Genomic DNA, 21,310 nt, shown 5'->3' on the forward strand with positions numbered 1-21,310 from the left:
GCCTCACTCATTCAATAAATTTTTGTTTATAATTTTTTTATTGTGTCAATCTGTCGTTCAGTCTAAAGCTTTGGCTAGTGACACCTTACCCAGATTAAATATTGGTTCGCAAGAGTCAGTCCAGTTAGTTGAGAAGACGTCAATTGTGCCAGGACTGACCTACTATCAGCTTGACTTCGCTGCGTCAGATGCATCGATACAGCCCTACACAGCTGGTAATTTTGAAATTAGCATCTTAAAAGTAGAGCCATCAAAATACCAAGGAATTATACAATCAGCACTTGCACATAATGTGATAAAACGCACTAAAACTGTGTCTAAAATAGCAAAACAAGCTAACGCAGATGCCGCGGTTAATGGCGGCTTCTTTGTCTATAAACACGAACAAGGAACCCCTGGAGACCCAGCGGGGGTTGCGGTTATTGGTGGACAACTTGTCAGTGAAGCTGTAATTAATCGCCCCGCCCTTCTTATCGAAAAGTCATCCCCGTATCGATTCAAAATATTGAAAGATGTTGTTACCAAACTAAGCATATCGATTGGGGAAAAGACCCTAACGATAGATGGGATCAATCGACGTTCAGGTCTTATATTTAACTGTGGTTATGCACAAAAAAACGACGTCATCAGAGCAAATCACGACGTTGTTTGTCAAAACAAGAATGAAATTATTGTCTATGATAAGCATTTTGGACAGATACCACCGGCAATACTAAAAGACCAAGCAACCTTCTGGATAAATGAGAATGGAGGTATCTACTTTACTTCTGTTAATACCCATCCAGTGACTGTCCCAGCGGGTCATTACTTAGTTACCGCATCCGGACACAAACAAGCATTGCTAAAACAGTATAAAAAAGAACAGACAACTGCATCTGTACAAATCAGTATTTATGACAGTGGTGAACTCATTGAAATGAGGGATGACCTATATATCATTAATGGCGGACCTACTTTATTAATGGATGGCGCTAATCAGGAAAAATATTGGGCAATCCAAGGCTGGGATCCTTGTTCAAAAAGAACAGCACTGGAATCACTAGACGCTAGAGACGTAAGCAATGTAGCGAAAAGAATTGAACCCAATAATCGCAGAGCGTTTTTTGATAATTGGGTAAATCAACGTCACCCCCGAACAGCTGCAGGGGTAACTGAAAGCGGCGTGCTTTTTATTGTGGTGATTTATGGCCGAAACCCAAAAATTAGTGTTGGAGCCTCCATACATGAAATGGCTGATGTTATGCGTTCATTGGATGCGAGCGATGCGATCAATTTAGATGGTGGTGGTTCAAGCGCCATGTACGTGCAGGGGAAATTAACCGGCTCACCATCTGATCCAAATGGTGAACGCAAGGTTGCAGACGCATTAATTTTTATTTCCAATACTAAGGAGTGACGGTGTCAAAACCAACAAACGATACAACTTTTTTCGACGGATCTATATTCCTAGGGATCGACGGCGGCGGAACCAAATGTAAAGCCGTGTTAATGGACCATAATCAAACCATTTTAGGTGTCGGGATCTCAGGCCCGGGTAACCCAGTTTATGGCGTTGAACTAGCCAAAAATTCCATTGTAGAGTCAGCAAAAATTGCGCTTGAGCAAGCGAAATCAAAATATTTAACACTCGGTGATTTACATTTAGGTAGTGTGATCGCAGGGATTGGATTAGCCGGAGCTAACGTTCCCCAAATGTATAAAGAAATGAGTGAGTGGAAGTCTCCGTTTAAAGCTAAATATATAACAACAGATTTATTAATAGCTTGTTTAGGTGCTCACAATGGGCGCGACGGAGCGGTGATGATTTCGGGAACAGGATCATGCGGATATTCATATGTTAAAGGCCAGTCAACAATAATTGGTGCTCATGGGTTCCCCCAAGGTGATAAAGGAAGCGGTGCTTGGTTTGGTCTACAAGCGGTTGAGGCATCGCTGCTTTCACTAGATAAAATCGGACCTAAAACCTCCATGCTCAATTTTTTACTAGAAGAGTTGCAAGTAAATAACGCCGAGGATATTGTCGCAAAATTTGCATCTAAACCCTCGTCAATATTTGCTTCTGTAGCAAATGTAGTTTTCCTCGCAGCCCAGGAAGATGACCAGGTAGCCTTGGCTATTATAAAAGAAGGTGCTGAGTATATTAATACAATGGCAAGATTATTAGACGACACCACGCCACCCAGGATAACACTTATTGGCGGATTGACTGCATTCATTACTCCATACTTAGATGCAGAATTACAGCTACGCTTGGCTCCCTCGTTGTCTCCTCCTGAGGTTGGAGCCGTGCTGTATGCAATAAAACAAAACGCGTTAAGTGCAAGAAAAATACCTAATAGATGTTAATTAATAAGTAGTAAAGAAGGGAACTGCAATTCTATGACCAACACGATAATGGAAAGTGAAGCCAGACAATCACCGTTAGTGATTCAAAAACAGATTGAATTAAATGATAAGATAGTGCAAAAAATTGCTCATAAACTTATATCATTAGACCCCAAAATGGTGATGATTATTGGTCGAGGTTCATCTGATCACGCCGGTGTTTTCGCCAAGTATTTAATTGAAATAGAGCTGAACATTCCAACATGTTCAGCAGCACCCTCTGTTTCCAGTATCTATAAAAAACAATTAAAATTAAATTCAGCTGTCGTTATCGTTATATCTCAGTCAGGCAGAAGCCCTGATATAATTGAACAGGCAAAGATGGCTAAGACCGGCGGTGCATATTGCATTGCAATGGTGAATGATGAAACATCTCCACTAAAAGATATCGTCGATGAAGTGCTGCCCATTCGCGCAGGGAAAGAAGTATCAGTAGCTGCGACAAAAAGCTATTTAGCGACCCTATCAGCAATGGTTCACTTAATCTCTGTATGGTCTAAAAACAACGAACTGTATTCATCTTTGAAACGACTTCCTGCGGTGATGAAAGAGGTCATTGCTAAGGATATTCAACTGCTGCCGGCTGATTTTGAACAGATTAAGAATATGGTCGTTCTGAGCCGAGGTATCAGCCTTGGAATTGCAAACGAGATGGCGTTAAAGCTCAAAGAAGTATGTAGCATTCACGCGGAAGCATTCAGTAGTGCTGAATTTCTTCATGGCCCGATTACGCTTGTTGATAAAGGCATACACATTTTAAACTGTGTCGTTAAAGACGAGTGTGAAGCGTCTCATAGCCAACAAATACATGAAATTATTAAAAGAAACGGTCGAGTTATTTTTATAGGTCAAGCGGGCTTGGAAATTCATCCCAGATTGGCTCCACTATTAATATTACAACGCTTCTACATCGATATAGCCAATATATCAGTTGCTCTTGGACTTAATCCGGATAAACCGACGGGGCTAAAAAAAGTAACACAAACGACATGATTTCAAAAAATTGCAAAAGAGTGCGTGCAAATCGACTTTTTGACGGTAAACAATATCACCATGATATTGTTATGACGATACAGAACGGCGTAATTTCCTCGCTACAAAAAGATAGTGCGCATTGTGATGTGTTTGTTGATGGTTTGGTTGCGCCTGGTTTTGTTGATCTTCAGGTAAACGGTGGCGGATCTGTTTTGTTTAATTCAAATCCAACATTGCATAGTCTTCAAAAAATAGTGTCTACACATTCAATGTTTGGCACAACCGCAATGTTACCAACGATTATCACGGATGATATACAGGTCATGCGAATGGCAGCTGATGCAATTAGTGCAGCTATAAAGCAGAAAACGCTGGGTATTATAGGTATCCACTTCGAAGGACCACATATATCAATAGCTAAGAAAGGGGCGCACAGTGAAGCGTTCATTAGGCCACTTTCAAAGGCTGAGTGGACAGTTTTTGAACGCCAAGATATCGGTCAAATATTAGTGACACTTGCGCCAGAATTAGTGCCCATTGAAGATATACAACGGCTGGTATCGTTAGGCATTATAGTGTCTATCGGTCATAGCAATGCCACGTATGATTGCGCAAATAATGCAATTAATGCTGGCGCCAGAGGATTTACTCACTTATTTAACGCTATGTCTCCTGTCAGCGCCAGAGAAGCAGGTGTGACTGGGTGCGCGCTGCTTAATGACAATGCTCAATGTGGCCTAATAGTCGATGGACACCATGTCAGTGTCGCTAGCTGTAAACTTGCAATAAAAGCTAAGCCACAGGGAGGCATATTTTTAGTCACTGATGCAATGCCACCTGTCGGAACGCAACTCCATGAGTTTGATTTTTTTGATAGGAAAGTGACTTGTAATAACGGCAAATTAACCTCATCAACAGGTGAATTAGCTGGGTCTAATCTCAATATGGCGACAGCAGTTAAAAATAGCATCGCCCTTTTAAACGTGATGGAAGATGAGGCTCTTCGAATGGCGAGTCTTTATCCACTCAAATTTTTAACATCCGCACGGCTACCAATTTTGCCTTCTGCATTGCTCGCACCCGATCAGAAAGCCAATTTTGTTCAACTTAATGAAGACTACAGTGTCAGATCCACTTGGATTAACGGACAATGTGTTTTTAATATCAATTAACTTAACTTGTCCCAAGAATAAAAGGCATACCAAAAATGACAAATCAATCTAGTTCCAAATATCAAACTTTACTATCCATGTCCATTATCGGTATTTTGTTTTTTATCTTTGGCTTCGTTACTTGGCTAAATGGATCTCTCATTCCATTTTTACAAGTTATTTGCCAGTTAACTGAATTCCAAGCGCTATTCGTTACTTTTGCATTTTATATTGCGTATACATTTATGGCTTTTCCTATGTCTATTATTCTACGAAAAACGGGTTACAAGAACGGCATGTCTATTGGACTTGCTATTATGGCTGCAGGAGCGCTGCTGCACATACCGGCGGCAATGTCAGCAAACTACTTATTTTTTCTGATAGCGTTGTTCGTTTTAGCGACTGGTCTCACCATATTACAGACCGCATCAAACCCATATATAGTCTATTTGGGGCCAGTCAAAAGCGCGGCAATGCGCATAAGTATTATGGGGATCATTAATAAAAGTGCAGGTGTTATTGTACCTATCGTATTTACAGCAATCGTACTATCAGACATGGGTGACATTTCACGAGATCATGTGTCTTCTTTAGGAGCTAACGAACTAAGTCAGTTAACCAATGACTTATCGAATAAGTTAATTGCGCCGTACCTTGCAATGGCGTTTGTTTTGGCCGCTATGATAGCGCTAGTCAAATTTTCACCACTACCTGAAATTGATATAGAAGAAAGTGAAGAAGAGAAAGCGACTGCAAAATCGTCTGTTCTACAATATCCTCAAGTAGTTTTAGGAGCCTTAACTCTGTTTGCATATGTCGGAGTAGAGGTTATCGCAGGAGATACGATTGGACTATATGGCGCAAACCTAAATGTTACTAATTTTGCAGGTTTAACTTCTTACACTATGTTTTTTATGGTAATCGGCTATTCAATCGGTGTTGTTTGTATTCCTAAATTCCTTTCACAGGAAAAAGCGCTAATAGGCTCGGCTATTGCCGGTAGTTTATGTATTTTAGGGGTCGTAACATCATCTGAAACGTCAACAACTATTGCCGATTTCCTATGGGGTTGGTCAGGCTTTCAAGTTCTACCAGACCCGATAACGTTTGTCGCTTTGATGGGACTGGCTCACGCATTGGTTTGGCCGGCTGTTTGGCCATTAGCTTTAAATGGTTTAGGTAAATTTACCGCTCAAGGATCAGCTTTACTAATAATGGGAATATCTGGTGGAGCGATCCTACCGTTAATATTTGGCAAGATATCTTTTTCAATGGATAGTATGCAGATTGCTTATTTAGTTGGGCTTCCATGCTATTTATTTATATTATTTTATGCATTATTGGGGCATAAAATTCGCGACTGGCAACAATTATTACCAAAAAAATAAGTAGAACTTAGCCATCTAAAAGCGGTGACTGATACTTGTTCGACATGAATGTCAATCATATGGCTGCTATCAGCACCTTATATAGCATGACCATTGAAAATATGAATGCGACCGACATCGACGCGCCAAATATGAAAGTAGCAGTTGGCATCTTATCAAACCATGGATAAAACAAGGCATCTAGTACTGAGAAGATGGCGAAAGCTCTTGAACATGTTTAGCGGGAAGGATCGAAGCAGCACTCACGAGTTGTAAAACTGATAATGACATACCAACGTTAAACTATGCATCAAACAGCGAAGGCTAACGCTTCACTATGCGCGTCCTAATATCATCGCATCTTAAATCCATAAACCGCATGTATGTGACTAACGCACTATAAGCGTCATTACTTGCGTATTGAATTTGTTTGGGATTTAGCGGCCTTGCCGACCAATTAGACATTTGAACTATCTTGGACAGCTTTTTACGAAGGATCATTGCGACACTGTTGCGAGCGCCGATACTATTTTCTAATTTTAATCGGCGTTGTATTGAATTGGCTAGATCAATAATACCGGCTAGGTCTATACCAAATTTCCGAGATAGTAAAACGCTATCTGCCTTTAATCCAAATCCGACTTTCTTTATTTGCACATTTTCTAATATCGGCAGTAATAAATTAACAGCTTCTGTGACTTCAGCTGGAAATAAAAATACTTTTTCAAGTGTACTTACCTGAATAAGGTGCGGACCAGTGGATATTTCGCCCTTAGAAAAACATGGTTTTGATTCCGTATCAAATCCAAGTACCGCGTATTCTGATATATGCTCGATTGCCAATTTTGCCTTGTGTATATCGCTTACTATATAAGTTGCGTCTGTCGGCAGTCCTTCAAATAATGGTAATGTCGAGATTTCCTGTTTACTTAAACGCCTCAATCCATATTCCTTTTATGTATTTCTGCGGGCTTGAATTATTGCAAAAAAAGCTGAAATAGCTAGCGTAGCAGGAGTATAAACGACTTCACCTGTTTGTACATTTTTAAGCTCAGTCCACCTTCGAAAATAAACTTGACGTATGCTACATCGCACACTAGTATAAATACGAATGATTACTATTTAGATTAAAAGGCCACTGCTTTATGTATCAATACCAACTTGATAGTTATGAAAGAGCTGTAAGAGCACAAAATTGCGGTCATGACGTAGATATTATCGATTGTTATGTACATTTAGGATTGCAAAGAGCACAACAATGTCAAACAGGGGCTGACACTAGGCGTGTCTATTTTAGAGTGATTTCGACTCTCGAAGAAGCGATGTGTGATCATTTACTCTCTGCGCATTGGCGACAACATTGCTTTCGCGTTATAAAAAGACTGACACCGCTTATTTTTGAAATACTTAATGAGAATGAATACCGTAAGCTCATTGCAAAAATAAGTTCGCTTGCTGAGTACTTTTTACCCACAAAACGTTCACAACAATCGAGATAAATTGTCACACTCGGACACGACACTTAATGCCAGTATTAGAAAAACCAGTTAATTAACCCTCAATAAAGGATATTTAAGGTGAATGAAGCGACAGCAAACACCAGTTCGATTGACACATTTTTATATTACCTTTTGTTTGATGTAGCGATTATTAGTTTCATCACCGTAATTTATGTCATTGTTAAGTTAATTTTTAAAGTATTGAGTAAAAACCCAAAGAATTACTCTCAATATCATTCTAAGGTAATAAAAGTTTCACCAACGAAATAGTAATACAGCGCAATAGTTGATCGTCTAGATACCACCAAATCCAATTGATAGTAATGATAATGATTATTATTTGCATTTACATTATTAGAATTGTAGTATGCTCGAAAATTAACAAGAGCATACAAAAATGATAGGCCAAAAAGAGTATAATTCGCAACGTCCCTTTTATCGTAATTTTATCACTGCAGTATTCCTTATTGCATTAACTGGCTGCGGAAGCGGCAGTGATAACATCACCAATGAACAAATTTCTTTGCAACTGCAAGAAGACACGAGCATTCAACAAAGCATTAATTTTAGCGATACACCCATAGTATTAACAGCCGTCAGCAACGGGAACTTAGCCGTTTCTGCTCTGGGCATCACCTATACACCAAACGCTAACTTCAATGGCAACGATTCAGCAACTGTTGAAGCAGGTACCACACGTTATGCATTCAGTTTTAGCATTTCTGCCGTAAATGACTCACCAACATTACAACAAACCTCACTAAAAGTGACTGCAGCAGATGAAATTTCAGGCCAACTTATCGCGGATGATATAGATGGAGATACCGTAACGTTTGCGCTAACTGAGGCACCAGAAAATGGCGCATTAACATTAACGTCAGATGGCAGTTTTACGTATCTACCTAGTGAGCTGGAACTACCCAATACTAGTTTTAACGTGACATTAAGTGATGCGCAAAGCAGTGCTGACTTTACGGTTGCATTGTCGCCCTCCTACACTACAAATGCAGACAAAGCTGCATATTACTATCGTTCAGGCTTATCACATTTAAAGCAAGCAAGCGAAACGCTTGTGCCGATAAACGATGACATTGCCACAGAAGATGCTTACATAGCCCTTGCTATGGGCTATGCCAGTGCTGGCCTATCCAAACAACTGAATACCATAATTGAAAATAACATTACCACCCAGCAGGCTAAGTCGACCTTATATAGACGCTTAGGCGTCGTTAATGCTGAAATTGGTAGTGACGAAAAAGCGGTTGAATACTTTGAGCTTGCGTTGCAAATATACGCACAATACTTAGTTGATAATGGGCTTGAGAATATAACGTCTTCTGATGCGTCTTTTGTGCAAGGTCTATTTAGCGATGCACGCGCATTAAACAACCCTGCACTTTTACAAAAAATTATAGACCAACTGAATACTTACACGAACGTATTGGGTGGTAAAACCAAAGAATACTCGACCGCTTTCGGGCGGCTAATTACGTCGTACCGCTTTCAGGTAGAAGACACTATTGATGTTTTTCTAAACGATAGAAGCGATGAAAATAAGAAAACTGCATTGGATGCAATACAGAGATTTACCTTAACCGTACGTGAAACAGGTTATCAAACAGTTAGACGGGGTGATAATGAAGGCAAAAAATATTACCGATTGGCGCCTCTCTATAATGCGGATGCAATAGCTTACTTCCTTGCGTTAGGAGAGACAGAGAAAGCAAAAGATCAACTGGCATATACATTCTCCTACTATGGGACTGCTGATTATGATAGCGATTACAGCTTGCCGGCTCAAAACTATGCGGCAATAACCGCGCTTGAGTACACCTTTCCACTTATTGATGTTGCCTTTACCAGTGAGTTAATTTACGATTTTGAAGACAATATTGCCCTCAGTGTTGCAACGTCAGACAGCTTCTTTCTGGATGATATAGAGACTGGTGTCAAAGATGCAAAAGCAGCAAAAATAGTTCAAAACGGAGGCACTGCTGCAGAAGCAATAGCTGAAATCGAAAGACTATATGCTGGCGACTTAAGAGATATTCAAACAAGATTAACGTCTAACCTTTCTAATAGACATTTGGGTGAAACATTGCTCGATTTTGGTAATCCAGAAGCAGCTATAGCAGCCTATGACAGAGGATTAGCAATACTATCGAGTGACGCCTATCTAATTGAAAACACATCAACAACATCATATTCAACCGGTGTCCGAGGTTGCTTAAAATATGTTCTTTTTTATCAACGTGTTGGTGAAACAGCTAAAGCAGAAAATGCGGCAAGTACATGTGATCGCATTAGAACAGCATACTTTGGTGCAGAAAATCAAGATGAACTCGACGTAATGCGAGCACATGTAGATGCGACTAGTGCATTAGAAATGGTAGGCAATAGTGCAGCAACGATTGCTGTCATTAACGCGATGAACCTTCGTTTACAAGACTATTCACGCTCTGATATCTACTCGCGTTTAGCGCAAGTTGCAGTATTGTTTAGTAGCAACAGTAATTTCACCGCGGCAAATGAATCTATTTCAAGCACTGCAGAAAAGGTACTAAATGCAACTTATAAAACAGAAGAAGAAAAGACTGAAGCCCTAATTGGATTACTTGACGCTATCGCTGGCATTAACTATCAGGACGACTCTTCACTTGATCGCTCTGCCGCTATTATTCAACTGCGCAATCGTTACAACAACAGTAATTATGCAGCACATCTTCTGGCAATGAATACACATATAGCAACACTATCTGATGCGCTAGCGGCTTCGGTTAAGCTACTCGCGGTAGCAGAATTTGAAGAGCAATACGAAGATGCCATTGAGGCACTTGCCTCTGCAAGAGCGTACACTGCGGTGGCCGACATTATTACCTCCTTGAGCCTCAGTGGCGAGGAACTCGTCATCAGTAGCGCGATGCTGGCTCAAGTTCAAGCGTTACAAAATGATTACCCATCAACCAATATTGCTTCGGTCGATACTGATGGCGATGGTTTGGCAAACTTTTATTCAGTTCAAGCAACTGCCGAAGAGATTAACGCCTCCGACGTTATCGCTGACAGTGATGCGGATGGCGATGACGTTGAGGATGGCAACGATGTTTCGCCGCTTGGGGATGGAAATTAGTGAAGGTGATAAGAAATTATGCAGCGCAGTCTATTGCGCTGCTGCTTCTGAATGGTGCTGTATTTGCAGCACCACAAGCATCAACTGACAACCCCCCAGAATCAATTTCAAAAAAGTGTTTAGCGCAATCAGGTGATGACAAGCAAAAATTTAAGCAGTGCTTAGAACAACGCTTTGAAATAATTACGGTTATCGGTAAGCGTGCCCTCCCCGTTAGTATTGGCCTGACAGGAAAGTATGTATTGGATCGTGATTTCATAAGTGATAGCGCTAAAGGTAACGGCAATATCACGGATATGTTGTCCAATTTACCTGGAGTCCAAACTAGCGAAAGTGCGCTAAACGTATCACAGCAAGCAGAGATACGCAGTCAATTGATATCTGTGTCGGGGGCTGAGCCTTGGCAAACTGGGTTCTTTTTTGATGGTGCTAGTAATAATTCATTACTCGACCCTGACGCATCCAACCTCAGCGTTGCCGCCATAAATGATGTACAGGGTCACCCACAAAGCTTTTTTATTAACCAAGCTTTGGTTGGTGAAGTGACTCTTTACGAAAGCAATGTGCCAGCTAAGTTTGGACAATTTAGTGGCGGTGTTGTGGATGTCAAACCTCGCAGTTATTTTCAATCTCCCATCTTTCGTCTCAATTACCGCACCAGCAGAAGTGAATTTAACAAGTATACGCTCATAGATGAGCGCAACTATAACGATGCCAATGATGGTTCTCAAGATGAGAGTAACATTGAGCTTCCTCGTGCGCCCTCATTTGCCAAAGAAACCTTGTCACTAATGGGCAAGGTCACCCCTTTTGAAAATCACGAATTAATCATGTCGCTTTCTCGCACCACCTCGCTCATTGACCAAATCAGCTTACAAAAACTCATCGAAACCGAGCGAGAATCAATCAGTTCATCTATTCAATATCAGATTAAAAACACATTATTTGACGAAATTAGATTTCATGCGAGTTATTCTCCCTATACAGGCCAGCACATTATTACCGATGTCTTGAATTCTGAATTAACCAATGAAGGTGGTGGCGCTAGTTTTGTGGTAAACACCAAAGAAGCCTTTGAAAGTTTTGATTGGCGCAGTCGATTTTCTTACTCTTTCAGCGAAAATTCGCGGTCAGCGCCGAATATATATCGCCCTTGGTATCGTGCAGCTGGTAAAAGCTGGGGAATTGATGTGAATGACGTTCCTTTTTCAATCGAGGGTGGCTATGGCAACATTGAGAAAAACCAGAATATTATAAGGTTTGATAACGATTTCAATCTTGATCCAATGTCATTTTTACGCGGCAATTTATTGCTAGATTTAGGCGTATCCTTGGAACAAGCTGAGCTATCTAGAAACCGTACTCAGACGGGACTCATTTATAACAGCCCTTTTCGTGACGCCAACCTTAATTGCCGAGAGCAGCTCGTTGACTGCATTGAACAAAGCTATGTCACTGCGTTGGCTATCTTCGTGCAGCAATTTGGTGGACAAATTGATTTCAGTGATCCCGTACAAATTGCTGCATATAGGGATAATTTACTTACGCGTGGACAATTTTTCAGATATCGGCGTGTTTACCCGGTCGAAGATATCGATGTCAGTAAACAGTTGATAGCTGTTTATAGCGACGGTAGATTGGAGTATGAGCGGGTTAGAATTAACCTTGGCGCACGAATTGAATATGATTCTATTTTTGAGAATATAAACATTTCACCTAGGTTTAGTATTGGTTTTGATCCCTTCGCCGACAACGATTATTTATTATCTTTGGGCTTTAATCGGTACTATGCAAGTGGTCCCCTTACTTATTTAATCAGAGAACAACAACGCCCTTATTTAACGCAATATCGCGCGTTATCCAAAGGTGATGTTGGTGATTGGTTAGTGTCAACTCAAGCACAGCGCTTTAGCTACGACTATAACGATTTGGCCACGCCCTACAACGATGAAATTTCCTTGGGTTGGCAGCAAAGTGCATTTGGCGGTATTTTTTCCTTAAAAACAGTACACCGCAAGCAAAAGGATCAGGTTACCCGGGGCGAAACCAAGCTTGTTGATGGTATAACCATTATCTCTCAAGATAACCTTGGTTATGGTGAATATGAACGTTACACCGCCTCGTATAATATTGCTTTTAAAAACCATGCTGTCTGGTTTCATGTCAGTCATACTGATAATAAAAGTTCAGCAAGCTCTTATGATGAAAGCGTGCAGAATATTCCAGAAGATGAGTTAGTAATCTTAAGGGCCGGTAATGCGCAAAGCAATATCTCTAGACTGATCAGCCAACAAGACCTGAGTCTGCGAAATTTAGATTACAGTCGCCCTATTAACGCTAACTTAAGCGTGCAAAGTGACTGGAGCGAGCATTTTAGTACAAATTTGAATATCAGCTATGTCGGCAACTATGATGCAGCTGTTTACACCGGTCTCTTGCAAGAAATTGATCGTGACATAAGGATCTGCGGTAAATGTGAAATTGACTCATTCTTGTACCCGCTTTATATAGAAGTGCAAAGGCCCGCAATCACCTTGCTTAATTTGGCTGCGCAATACAACTTAGCATTGGGTAAGCATAACGTTGGCATTGGACTAGAAATCAATAATTTGTTAGATGCACGCACCTTTTCTGTTACATCAGGTCAAACAGGTCTTGAAGTTGGTCGCTCATTTTGGTTAGAAGTAAGCTATGAGCTTTAAAAAATCAACCCGCGCTTCAATGCTGTGCTTTATTTTATTAAACACCAGCAGTTTATTAAGCACCAGCAGTTTATTAAGCACCAGCAGTTTATTAAGCACCAGCAGTTTATTAAGCACCAGCAGTTTATTGAGCACCAGCAATGTTCAGGCAGACTCAGCGCTTTGGTTATCATATTTAACCCCGCCTGAAAAATGGCCGCAGAAACCAGCGTTGGCCAAACAAGATATTTTACCTTTGCCCAATGCAATTAAGGTGGACAACGGTCTTGCCGAATTAGGACGACGACTGTTTCACGCGCCATCGTTATCAAAAACCGGCGACATCAGTTGCGCTTCTTGCCATCGCCCCAGCGTTGGATTTTCTGATCCAATTCAAGTATCAGTTGGGATCAACGGCCGAAAAGGTCACCGAAACTCGCCGTCTTTGCTTAACGTCGACCTATGGGATGTCTTATTTTGGGACGGTAGAGCAACAGAATTACATATTCAAGCGACTGATCCCCTGACTCATCCATTAGAAATGGGAGCGACACCGAAACATGCAGTGGAACAAGTACACAAGCTATTCGCATTGAGCCAAGCATGGCAAAAGGCCTACCCCAACAAAAAAGTAAACTGGCCTGATATGGCATTAGCCCTAGCTGAATTTCAAAAAACCTTGCGTGGTCCAGACACTGTTTTTGATCTATTTTATCGGTATATCGAAAACCAAGATTATGCAAAAGCAAAAACGACACTAAATGACGCGCAATTGCTGGGTATGCATGTGTATAGAACTAAAGCGGGCTGCGTAAATTGTCACCATGGGGAGCTTTTTTCAGACCAAGAGTTCCACAATACCGGACTGCATTATTTTGGACGACGTTTTGAAGACCTAGGTACTTACGAACTGACTAACAACCCCGCTGATATGGGGAAATTCAGAACCCCGATGTTACGTCATTTAACACAAACATCGCCTTGGATGCATAACGGCTTATTCGATGATTTGACAGGTATTGTTCGAATGTATTCGCATGGTGGCGCGCGCCCCAGAAGACCAAAAGACTTGGATTCGATGCTTGCCTTTCCAATCACATCAGATATTTTAGTTCCTTTTAAGCTGAGTAAGGAAGAAGAATCGGCTCTTCTGGAATTTTTAAAAATACTGTAGTAATAATAGACATTCAGCAATAAGCTTGCCCTTATAAGTTGGCTCATATTCATATTGGCTGAAATTACCGCTCTTCTCTTAGCTCGAATGCTCCCCCCCCCGATGAATCGCTATTTTAGTCTGTTATATTAGTTGTTTACTCTGCTAAATCATGATGACTCTTGTAAGGGCCGGTGTTGGCAAAAGTCCGCTGTAAAGGCAGGTCCGCTTGAATTCTTAAGGTGTTTTGGCCTTTCAGATTTTTTTCTAAAATAAAGCCATCATATAATTTGCCATCTGTGGTAAACGATTGATACTTCAATTTATTATCTGTTTTTTTAATGATTTGGTAGGTGGGTGTGTTTTCGCCTATGCGCTCTAAGACCACACCATAATGACTATACTCTTGCCAGCGATCGAGCTTTTGAGGATACGTTTTAGGACTGGCTACTGTGGTCAAAAATACCGACCTTACCTTTTTAGGCTCCAGTGGACTGGCTATTTTTCCTATGTCTTCTGGCGTTCCTATGCTGCCTCGGGAGTAAGTATGATCGTGCCCCTGCAGCACTAAGTCGACATTATGCTTTAAAAATACAGGTAAAAAAGCGGCACGAACATCAGGCTCGTCCTGACCTGCTGTATTGAGTGGCATTCCGCATGAAGAAAACACGGGATGATGCATGGTCACAATGCGCCATTTTGCTGAGCTGCTCTGCAGTTTTTTGTCCAGCCACTGAGCTTGCGCATCTAACAACGCTACATCACCTAATGCGCCAGAATTAAGCACAAAAATATCTAAGTCTGGGTAACGAGTCACATATACTGTCTCTTGAAGTTCAACTGGTAACGTGGGAGAAAGAGGCAGAGTAAACTGGTCTTGCCAAAGTGTTGAAAGCGCCCAATCTTTTTGATTATTAGCCTGCATTTTCCAGTCGTATTCGTGATTACCGACCACCAGTACCGCTGGGATCATACTTAGAATAAAAGGATCTGCGTTAAGCCAATTTGACCACTGGCGATCACTAGCCCCTTCGTTAACTAAGTCTCCTGCGTATATAGCAAATTCGGCTTTAGGAGCGTGTTGCCAAGCGCTGCGTAATATCATTGGCCAATGTGAATAAATACCGCTTTGTGCGTCTCCAAAATATAAAAATTCGACGTCGCGATCTCGCTGTTGCGGCGCCGTTTTTATTTGCCGCCACGATGTCCAGTTACCCTGCCCGCCACTTACGCGATAGTTATATAGAGTGTCAGGCTGCAAATCCGTCAAGGTTACCCAGTGGTAATTGACCCCAGCAAGACCGGTATTTGCAGGGTAGCTAAATTCACCTAGTTGACTTTCGCCATGACTCAACGACACGCCATCTGTGGTTGCTGTTAACGACTTAGCCTGTATGTCAAAACGTGCATCTGGACTGGCTTTAACAATTTGTGCCTGCGCAACTTCAATAGTTTGGTCAGTGCGCCAAGTTATCGAAAAGCTGGTTGAGGGGTCTTCAGTAGGTGTCACTATTATACGATCCGGCCAGGAAGATGCTGCTATGTAGGGTGATTTAGCTTTACTGATTTTTTCCTGGGTTGACTGAGCATGAGTGTGCACAGTCCATAGTATCAGCGTAAAACAAAACAAGGTGGTCCAGATTAGCTTCATGAGTACTCCTAAAAGGTTTAATAAAAGGCTAATAGCAAAACGTCAAAGCATACCTTTGACGTTTTGCGTAAGTTTATTCAGCCCACTTTTTTATTCCTGTATAAGTAAATATTATGACTTAGAACGCATAACTAACACCGGCACCATAAGTAGCAGGTGCGCCCACTAGACGGGAGCCGCCGTTAAGTTCAAGGAAGTAAACTTCGTCGGTAATATTGCGTCCATAGGCGTATAGGTTTAAGCCGTTAGCCAAGGTTAAATCCACTCTTACACCCAGTAATTCATAAGATGGTGCGGTGTTGCCTTCACCAGCGTTGAGACGGTTCGATTCCTCACCGTGATAACTGTAATTAATACGCGCATTCACCGTGATGTTGTTTCTTAGTGATGTTTGATAATTTAGCGCCGCGGTTTGGCTCCACTCTGGTGAGCCGGGCAGTGGATCGCCAATCGTATTGATAACGTCATTTACCCGATTTGAAGAGAATTCGGTGATTTCAGTATCCAAATAGGTGCCCGCAGTATTAAAAGTCACTTTATAACCACTTGTTTCATATAAGGTCAGTGCGATAGATGCCTCAGCTCCGCGCACTGTTGCCTCGCCCACGTTTGTTCTCCCGTTGGTGTCATTTGATAGCCTAGCTGTGGCCTGAAGTTCCTCAAAATCATAAGAAAAGAGGTCAAACGTTAAGTTAAGCCGGTCGGTAACAAAACGTGCGCCGGCTTCATACGCAAGCACTTGTTCTGATTCAAACGGGAATGTTTCTTCTTCTGAAAAGATTGAAGTACCGTCAAAGCCACCGCCACGATAAGCATTGCTCACCGATGTAAATACGTTAAAGTTATCATTCACAAAATATTGAAGAGCTAACTTTCCTGATATATTACTGTCTTCAAATTCACGATCCCACGAAAAATTTGCTTTGGTATTAAAGGTTGTTTCAAATACAGATAATCCCCACGGATCGGAATCGATGTTTTGACCGCGAAACTTAGCGCTATCTTTGGTGTAACGCAGGCCACCCGTGACGACCAAATCGTTTGAGATGTTCCAATCAAGGTTACCAAAGGTGGCAACACTGGTTCGGCGTTGGTTATAAGGCGAACTGTATTGAGACAACACGGCATAGCTCGTCCAGTTGCTAGTAAAATCTACTGAGTCGTTAATAAAAAACGCCCCCGCAATCCAGTCAAACTCACCACCTGTTGAATCACTTAAGCGAATTTCTAATGAGGTTTGGTCAAGCTTATCGTCAAAGTTGTATTGAAAACGTGGGAATGAAGTACCGTCGCCATTACCGCTAACATTGCGCTCACTATTTTGTAATGCGAACAGAATATCTAAGTTCAAGTTGAGATTTACCTGATGGTTAAAATCACCTGAAAATCCACTTACATCAATTTCATGGGAGTAATATTCACTCGCATAAAATTCATAAGGGTCGCTGTTTTCACCTGCGTTACGTGAGGGGTTGTCATCTGCAAAAGCCACGCGATCATATTGGCGGGTATCCCCCCTATCTTGGCTGACGAAATAACGCAATGTCAGTGACGTCACATCAGTAAAGTCGTAAACGCCAGTGCCACGAAAAGCAAATAAGTTTGCGTCACCAAAACCATCGCGCTTACCTGGGTCAGCTACAGGCGGCACAATACCTTCAGCACCTTCGGGTACAAATCCGGCAAAACTACCTGCTCCGGCACCATCCATAAAGCCGCCACCTTGTTTTATTAATACTGCAACGCGAATACCTAGGCTATCTGAGACAGGACCGCCAACCGCAGCGCTACCAGAAACAAAGTCGTAAGACCCATATTCAATATCTGCATAGCCGTTTAAACTGTCACCGGGGGCACGTGTAATGGCATTAATTGTGCCGGCAGTTGTGTTGCGGCCATATAGGGTACCTTGAGGGCCCTTAAGTACCTCGATGCGCTCTAAATCAAAAAGCGGCATGCTCAAGTAAGCATTAGAGGTCTGGTAAACACCATCTACATGCAACGCCACCGAAGGATTACCATTGGGTTTGTAGTCATCCGCACCACCAATGCCGCGAATAGTGATAAAACTATTTTCAGGGCCACCAAAGGCTGAGTTAATTGAAACGCCCGATAGGCTGCCAATTAAGTCTGTGAAATCGCTTACTCCGAGGGCCTTTAATTCATCGCCGCCTAAGACAGATATTGCAACAGGCGTATCTTGCAAGCTGCTTTCTCGCTTTAGTCCAGTCACGAGCACTTCATCCATAGGTGCTTGATAATCTGATGCTCGTTTTATGCTTGACGAAATAATATCGGCTTTTTTAATAATAATGGCGCCACTAGGCTGTTTGTGCGCTTTCAATCCGCTGCCTTCAATTAATTGCTCGACCGCTTCAATAGCTGACAATTTACCGGTAGTGGCCATGGCTATTTTGCCTTCAACAAGGCGGCTAGGGGCAATGATCACAACACCCGTTTGCTCAGAAAGTTTATTCAAAGCTTGCCCAAGCGGTTGAATAGCGATATTAACCTCGGCTTGCTGTGCGAAAACGTGAAGCGGCGTAAGGCAGGTAAATACCCCGGCAAATAGGGCTAATTTGATTGAACGACTCAATTTTTTCATAACGTATATTCCAATAGATTAATGTGGGTTCGTCATAAGAGTCATATTGGCGTCAATTTTTTCAGTGTGTGTGACGGTTTCACAAAACCTTCACACAACAGCCCTTTTCTATTCAGTGAAATCACACTCCTCAACATTAGGGCTCACTGTTTAGTCAGCACCTTGCGCTCGTTCTCTTCGATCAAGATAATCGGATAGGCTGCGGCTAATCCATCGAGTGCTTGATCTATTTGATCAAAGGTAAAAGAGGCCGTAATCGCTAAGTCGTTAATGCTCTCGTCTAATATTACAACCGGCTTTTTAGCGTAGCGGTTTATATCAATAACCACGGTCTTTAAGGGGATATCATCGTAAATGAGGCGCCCACTGAGCCAAGAGAACTCTGTTTCATTGTTAAATTGAGTGACCTCTGTGATAAACGTTCCGTTGAAGGCCGCACGGACTTGTTCGTTGGCGCGCAACTGCAACATCTGTTCATCTGTTGTGCCCTGTTCAGGTAAATCTACTACCTCAACTAAACCTCGTTGCACCGACACTTTGATTGCATTGTCTGCGCTATGCTTTACCGCAAACGCGGTGCCGCGCACACGCACTTGCAGATGTTCAGCGGTAACTAAGAATAAGCGACTAGGGTCATGACTAACGTCAAAATAGGCACCACCTTTTTGCAGAATAATGCGCCGAGTATCTTGACTTATATCGACTAAAATACTTGAATTTCCTGCTAGTATTACATCCGAGCCGTCACTCAAAGTAATACTACGATTTTGGCCAATGGGTGAATTAAACGCGATTGCGGGAGGCGTTATTTCAAGTGTCCTTGGGCTGTGGTAAATAGCAGTGACCGCTATTAAGATAACACTAGCCGCCATACTGCTTAACCACATTGGCGATGTTGCTAAGCGGTGTTTGAATTTGGGTTTAGGCTTTGGTGTCAGCACAATGACCGGATCTCGATCCACTTGTTGTTCTAACCAGTCCACCGCAGAATCCGTCATGCCAATCGCTTTCCAAACCTGCAGGCTATACCTAAATGCGTGTACATTTGCCTCATTGCTATTGAGCCATAAAATAAATTTCTTGCGCTTTTTAGCGTCGCTGTTGCCGGCATATAACTCAGTTAACCATTTTCTTGCTTGAGCTTGAGGAGTGTCTTGAGCCTCTTGGCACTCTTTATTTTTCCTAGCCTCATCAATCGTAAATTCATTCATTTTGTGGGTCATAATTTCCACTCGTTTGTGTTGTTTTCAGGGAGTGAAAGGTCAGGTTCGTTGACGGAGTCTTCAGCGCTGACACTTGTGCCTTGGACTTGTTTGTCGATGCTTTCTAAAATCGCCATTGCTTCATTCAGTTGACGGCATATATCAGCAATGCTCCATCCTGTTTGGGCAGATATTTGCGCGTAAGTTTGTCCTTTAATTCGGACGTACATCAAAACATCACGTTGTTTGCTGCTAAGTTTGTCAATTGCTTTTTGCATGGCGGTAAGACGTTGCTCGCCTTGTAAGATGGTTTCGGGGCATATCTCGTTTAATTGACCATCTTCGGGGTCTATTTGTTCTGTAATAAATTCTCGAACTTTACACAGTTTGCCGATCGACTTTAGGGTGATATTTATGGCTATCTTTATTATGTATGCTTTGGGATTTTTAACCTCTGTCGTGTTTTTCATTTGGGCAAATTGACTAAAGGCCTCTTGAGCCACATCTTCAGGCTCTGGAGGACCCGAGCCATAACTTTTGTGTAGCAAACGACACACATCAAGCCAATGGTCACGGAATAGGGTATCAATTGATTGACTATCAGAAAGTTTATTCTTGCTTGCTTGTGTGTGAAATGACTCAGTAGCACTTTTCTTAATGTAAGGTGCAACAAAAGATAGCTGATCTTGGTGCAACGGTTTATTCATTAATATTGACTCGGCGAAAATTGAAACTCAATTCTTAACCTTACTACTCTTTCTAATCAGAAATATGACGGTTATGCCATCAATTACAAACATAATAAAAAATTCATATTTCCCGCTCAACCTATTTTTATATTATTTTTTAAAGTCTATGTGTGATCAGGCTATTAAATTAACCGTAATGATAATTGTTACTATTTGTATTTAAGTGATTTTAATGTCACACTTCGTTTTTTGAATAAAGGTTAGAACAATGAAATTTTTATACTGTGGTTGTTTGCTGCTAATACTCATTCCCTCAAACGTATATGCAGACTCCTGCAACATTGAAGTTAAAGTAGGTGACAATATGAATTTTGTTCCTACAGCACTTGAAGTGTCAGCGACGGCCTGCAAAACAGTTACGATTAATTTAACCCACACAGGCACATTTCCTCGCAATGCGATGGGCCATAACTGGGTGCTTTCTACTACCGAAAATGCTCAAGCCACAGCACAAGATGGCTGGAGTGCTGGACTTGAAAATCAATATTTGAAATCAGGTGACCCCAGAGTAATTGCTAGTACAAAAATTATTGGAGGAGGCGAAGGTGACAGTGTTTCATTCAATCTTAGTGATCTGAAAGTAGGAGGCGACTATACCTTTTTCTGTTCCTTTGTAGGACATTTTGCAATGATGCAGGGAAAATTCACAATAATTGAGTAGGCAGATGAGACGGCAGAACGACAAGGTCTGCCGGTCGAGTATCATAATATTACCTCTACACATCCAGCTAGGTCTGACTTAAATTAGTATCTGTCGGCGAT

15 protein-coding genes are annotated in these 21,310 nt (G+C 41.7%); 10 read left to right on the forward strand and 5 right to left on the reverse strand.

The features are described from left to right. The first annotated feature begins 70 nt into the window (after window positions 1-70). Genes CXF81_RS08555 through CXF81_RS08575 form a run of 5 tightly spaced genes read left to right on the forward strand, consistent with a single transcriptional unit; the run spans window position 71 to window position 5,899 of the window. Entirely contained in the window at window positions 71-1,396 is a 1,326-nt protein-coding gene (locus CXF81_RS08555) for a phosphodiester glycosidase family protein (protein ID WP_157825531.1), read from the forward strand. Between the two features lie 2 nt (window positions 1,397-1,398). Next, window positions 1,399-2,346, forward strand: coding sequence for an N-acetylglucosamine kinase (gene nagK, locus CXF81_RS08560; RefSeq protein ID WP_232771854.1), 948 nt, complete (start codon window positions 1,399-1,401; stop codon window positions 2,344-2,346). Window positions 2,347-2,379: 33 nt separating this feature from the next. Beyond that, window positions 2,380-3,378, forward strand: coding sequence for a glucosamine-6-phosphate deaminase NagB-II (gene nagB-II, locus CXF81_RS08565; RefSeq protein ID WP_101180950.1), 999 nt, complete (start codon window positions 2,380-2,382; stop codon window positions 3,376-3,378). Beyond that, entirely contained in the window at window positions 3,375-4,532 is a 1,158-nt protein-coding gene (nagA, locus tag CXF81_RS08570) for an N-acetylglucosamine-6-phosphate deacetylase (protein WP_101180951.1), read from the forward strand. The genes nagB-II and nagA overlap by 4 nt, the downstream gene beginning before the upstream one ends. 35 nt (window positions 4,533-4,567) lie before the next feature. After that, window positions 4,568-5,899 carry a sugar MFS transporter gene (locus CXF81_RS08575; protein ID WP_101180952.1) on the forward strand — a complete coding sequence of 444 codons (1,332 nt, stop codon included), beginning with the start codon at window positions 4,568-4,570 and terminating at the stop codon, window positions 5,897-5,899. Between the two features lie 303 nt (window positions 5,900-6,202). Here CXF81_RS08575 and CXF81_RS08580 read toward each other — a convergent pair whose 3' ends face one another. Continuing rightward, window positions 6,203-6,820: a 3'-5' exonuclease gene (locus CXF81_RS08580; RefSeq protein WP_101180953.1), complete on the reverse strand. Its 618-nt coding sequence runs from the start codon at window positions 6,818-6,820 to the stop codon at window positions 6,203-6,205. Between the two features lie 203 nt (window positions 6,821-7,023). On the opposite strand from CXF81_RS08580, the gene CXF81_RS08585 reads away from it, so the two are divergent. The 4 genes from CXF81_RS08585 (at window position 7,024) to CXF81_RS08605 (ending at window position 14,362) form a co-directional block, all read left to right on the forward strand. Next, window positions 7,024-7,377, forward strand: a complete 354-nt coding sequence (locus CXF81_RS08585; RefSeq protein ID WP_101180954.1) for a hypothetical protein — start codon at window positions 7,024-7,026, stop codon at window positions 7,375-7,377. Between the two features lie 397 nt (window positions 7,378-7,774). After that, window positions 7,775-10,507, forward strand: coding sequence for an Ig-like domain-containing protein (locus tag CXF81_RS08595; protein ID WP_101180956.1), 2,733 nt, complete (start codon window positions 7,775-7,777; stop codon window positions 10,505-10,507). Then, a complete protein-coding gene (locus CXF81_RS08600) occupies window positions 10,507-13,209 on the forward strand; it encodes a Plug domain-containing protein (RefSeq protein ID WP_101180957.1) in 2,703 nt (900 codons plus the stop codon). Before CXF81_RS08595 ends, CXF81_RS08600 begins: the two co-directional genes overlap by 1 nt. Continuing rightward, the gene (locus CXF81_RS08605) at window positions 13,199-14,362 is read left to right on the forward strand and encodes a cytochrome-c peroxidase (RefSeq protein ID WP_101180958.1); all 1,164 of its coding nucleotides are present in this window, start codon (window positions 13,199-13,201) and stop codon (window positions 14,360-14,362) included. Before CXF81_RS08600 ends, CXF81_RS08605 begins: the two co-directional genes overlap by 11 nt. 136 nt (window positions 14,363-14,498) lie before the next feature. Here the strand turns inward: CXF81_RS08605 and CXF81_RS08610 are convergent, their stop codons facing one another. The 4 genes from CXF81_RS08610 to CXF81_RS08625 all read right to left on the reverse strand — a co-directional run bounded on the left by CXF81_RS08610 (window position 14,499) and on the right by CXF81_RS08625 (window position 20,506). Continuing rightward, on the reverse strand, window positions 14,499-15,992 hold the full coding sequence (locus CXF81_RS08610; protein WP_101180959.1) for a metallophosphoesterase family protein: 1,494 nt from the start codon (window positions 15,990-15,992) through the stop codon (window positions 14,499-14,501). Between the two features lie 118 nt (window positions 15,993-16,110). After that, entirely contained in the window at window positions 16,111-18,597 is a 2,487-nt protein-coding gene (locus CXF81_RS08615; RefSeq protein WP_101180960.1) for a TonB-dependent receptor, read from the reverse strand. A gap of 143 nt (window positions 18,598-18,740) precedes the next feature. Then, on the reverse strand, window positions 18,741-19,820 hold the full coding sequence (locus CXF81_RS08620) for a FecR family protein (RefSeq protein ID WP_101180961.1): 1,080 nt from the start codon (window positions 19,818-19,820) through the stop codon (window positions 18,741-18,743). Next, entirely contained in the window at window positions 19,817-20,506 is a 690-nt protein-coding gene (locus CXF81_RS08625; protein ID WP_101180962.1) for an RNA polymerase sigma factor, read from the reverse strand. The genes CXF81_RS08620 and CXF81_RS08625 overlap by 4 nt, the downstream gene beginning before the upstream one ends. Window positions 20,507-20,756: 250 nt before the next feature. Here CXF81_RS08625 and azu point away from each other — a divergent pair, with 250 nt between their 5' ends. Beyond that, window positions 20,757-21,209: an azurin gene (gene azu, locus CXF81_RS08630; RefSeq protein WP_101180963.1), complete on the forward strand. Its 453-nt coding sequence runs from the start codon at window positions 20,757-20,759 to the stop codon at window positions 21,207-21,209. Window positions 21,210-21,310: the final 101 nt, after the last annotated feature.

It is taken from the genome of Glaciecola sp. 33A (genome assembly GCF_002836745.1).
In the GTDB taxonomy this organism is placed as follows: domain Bacteria; phylum Pseudomonadota; class Gammaproteobacteria; order Enterobacterales; family Alteromonadaceae; genus Glaciecola.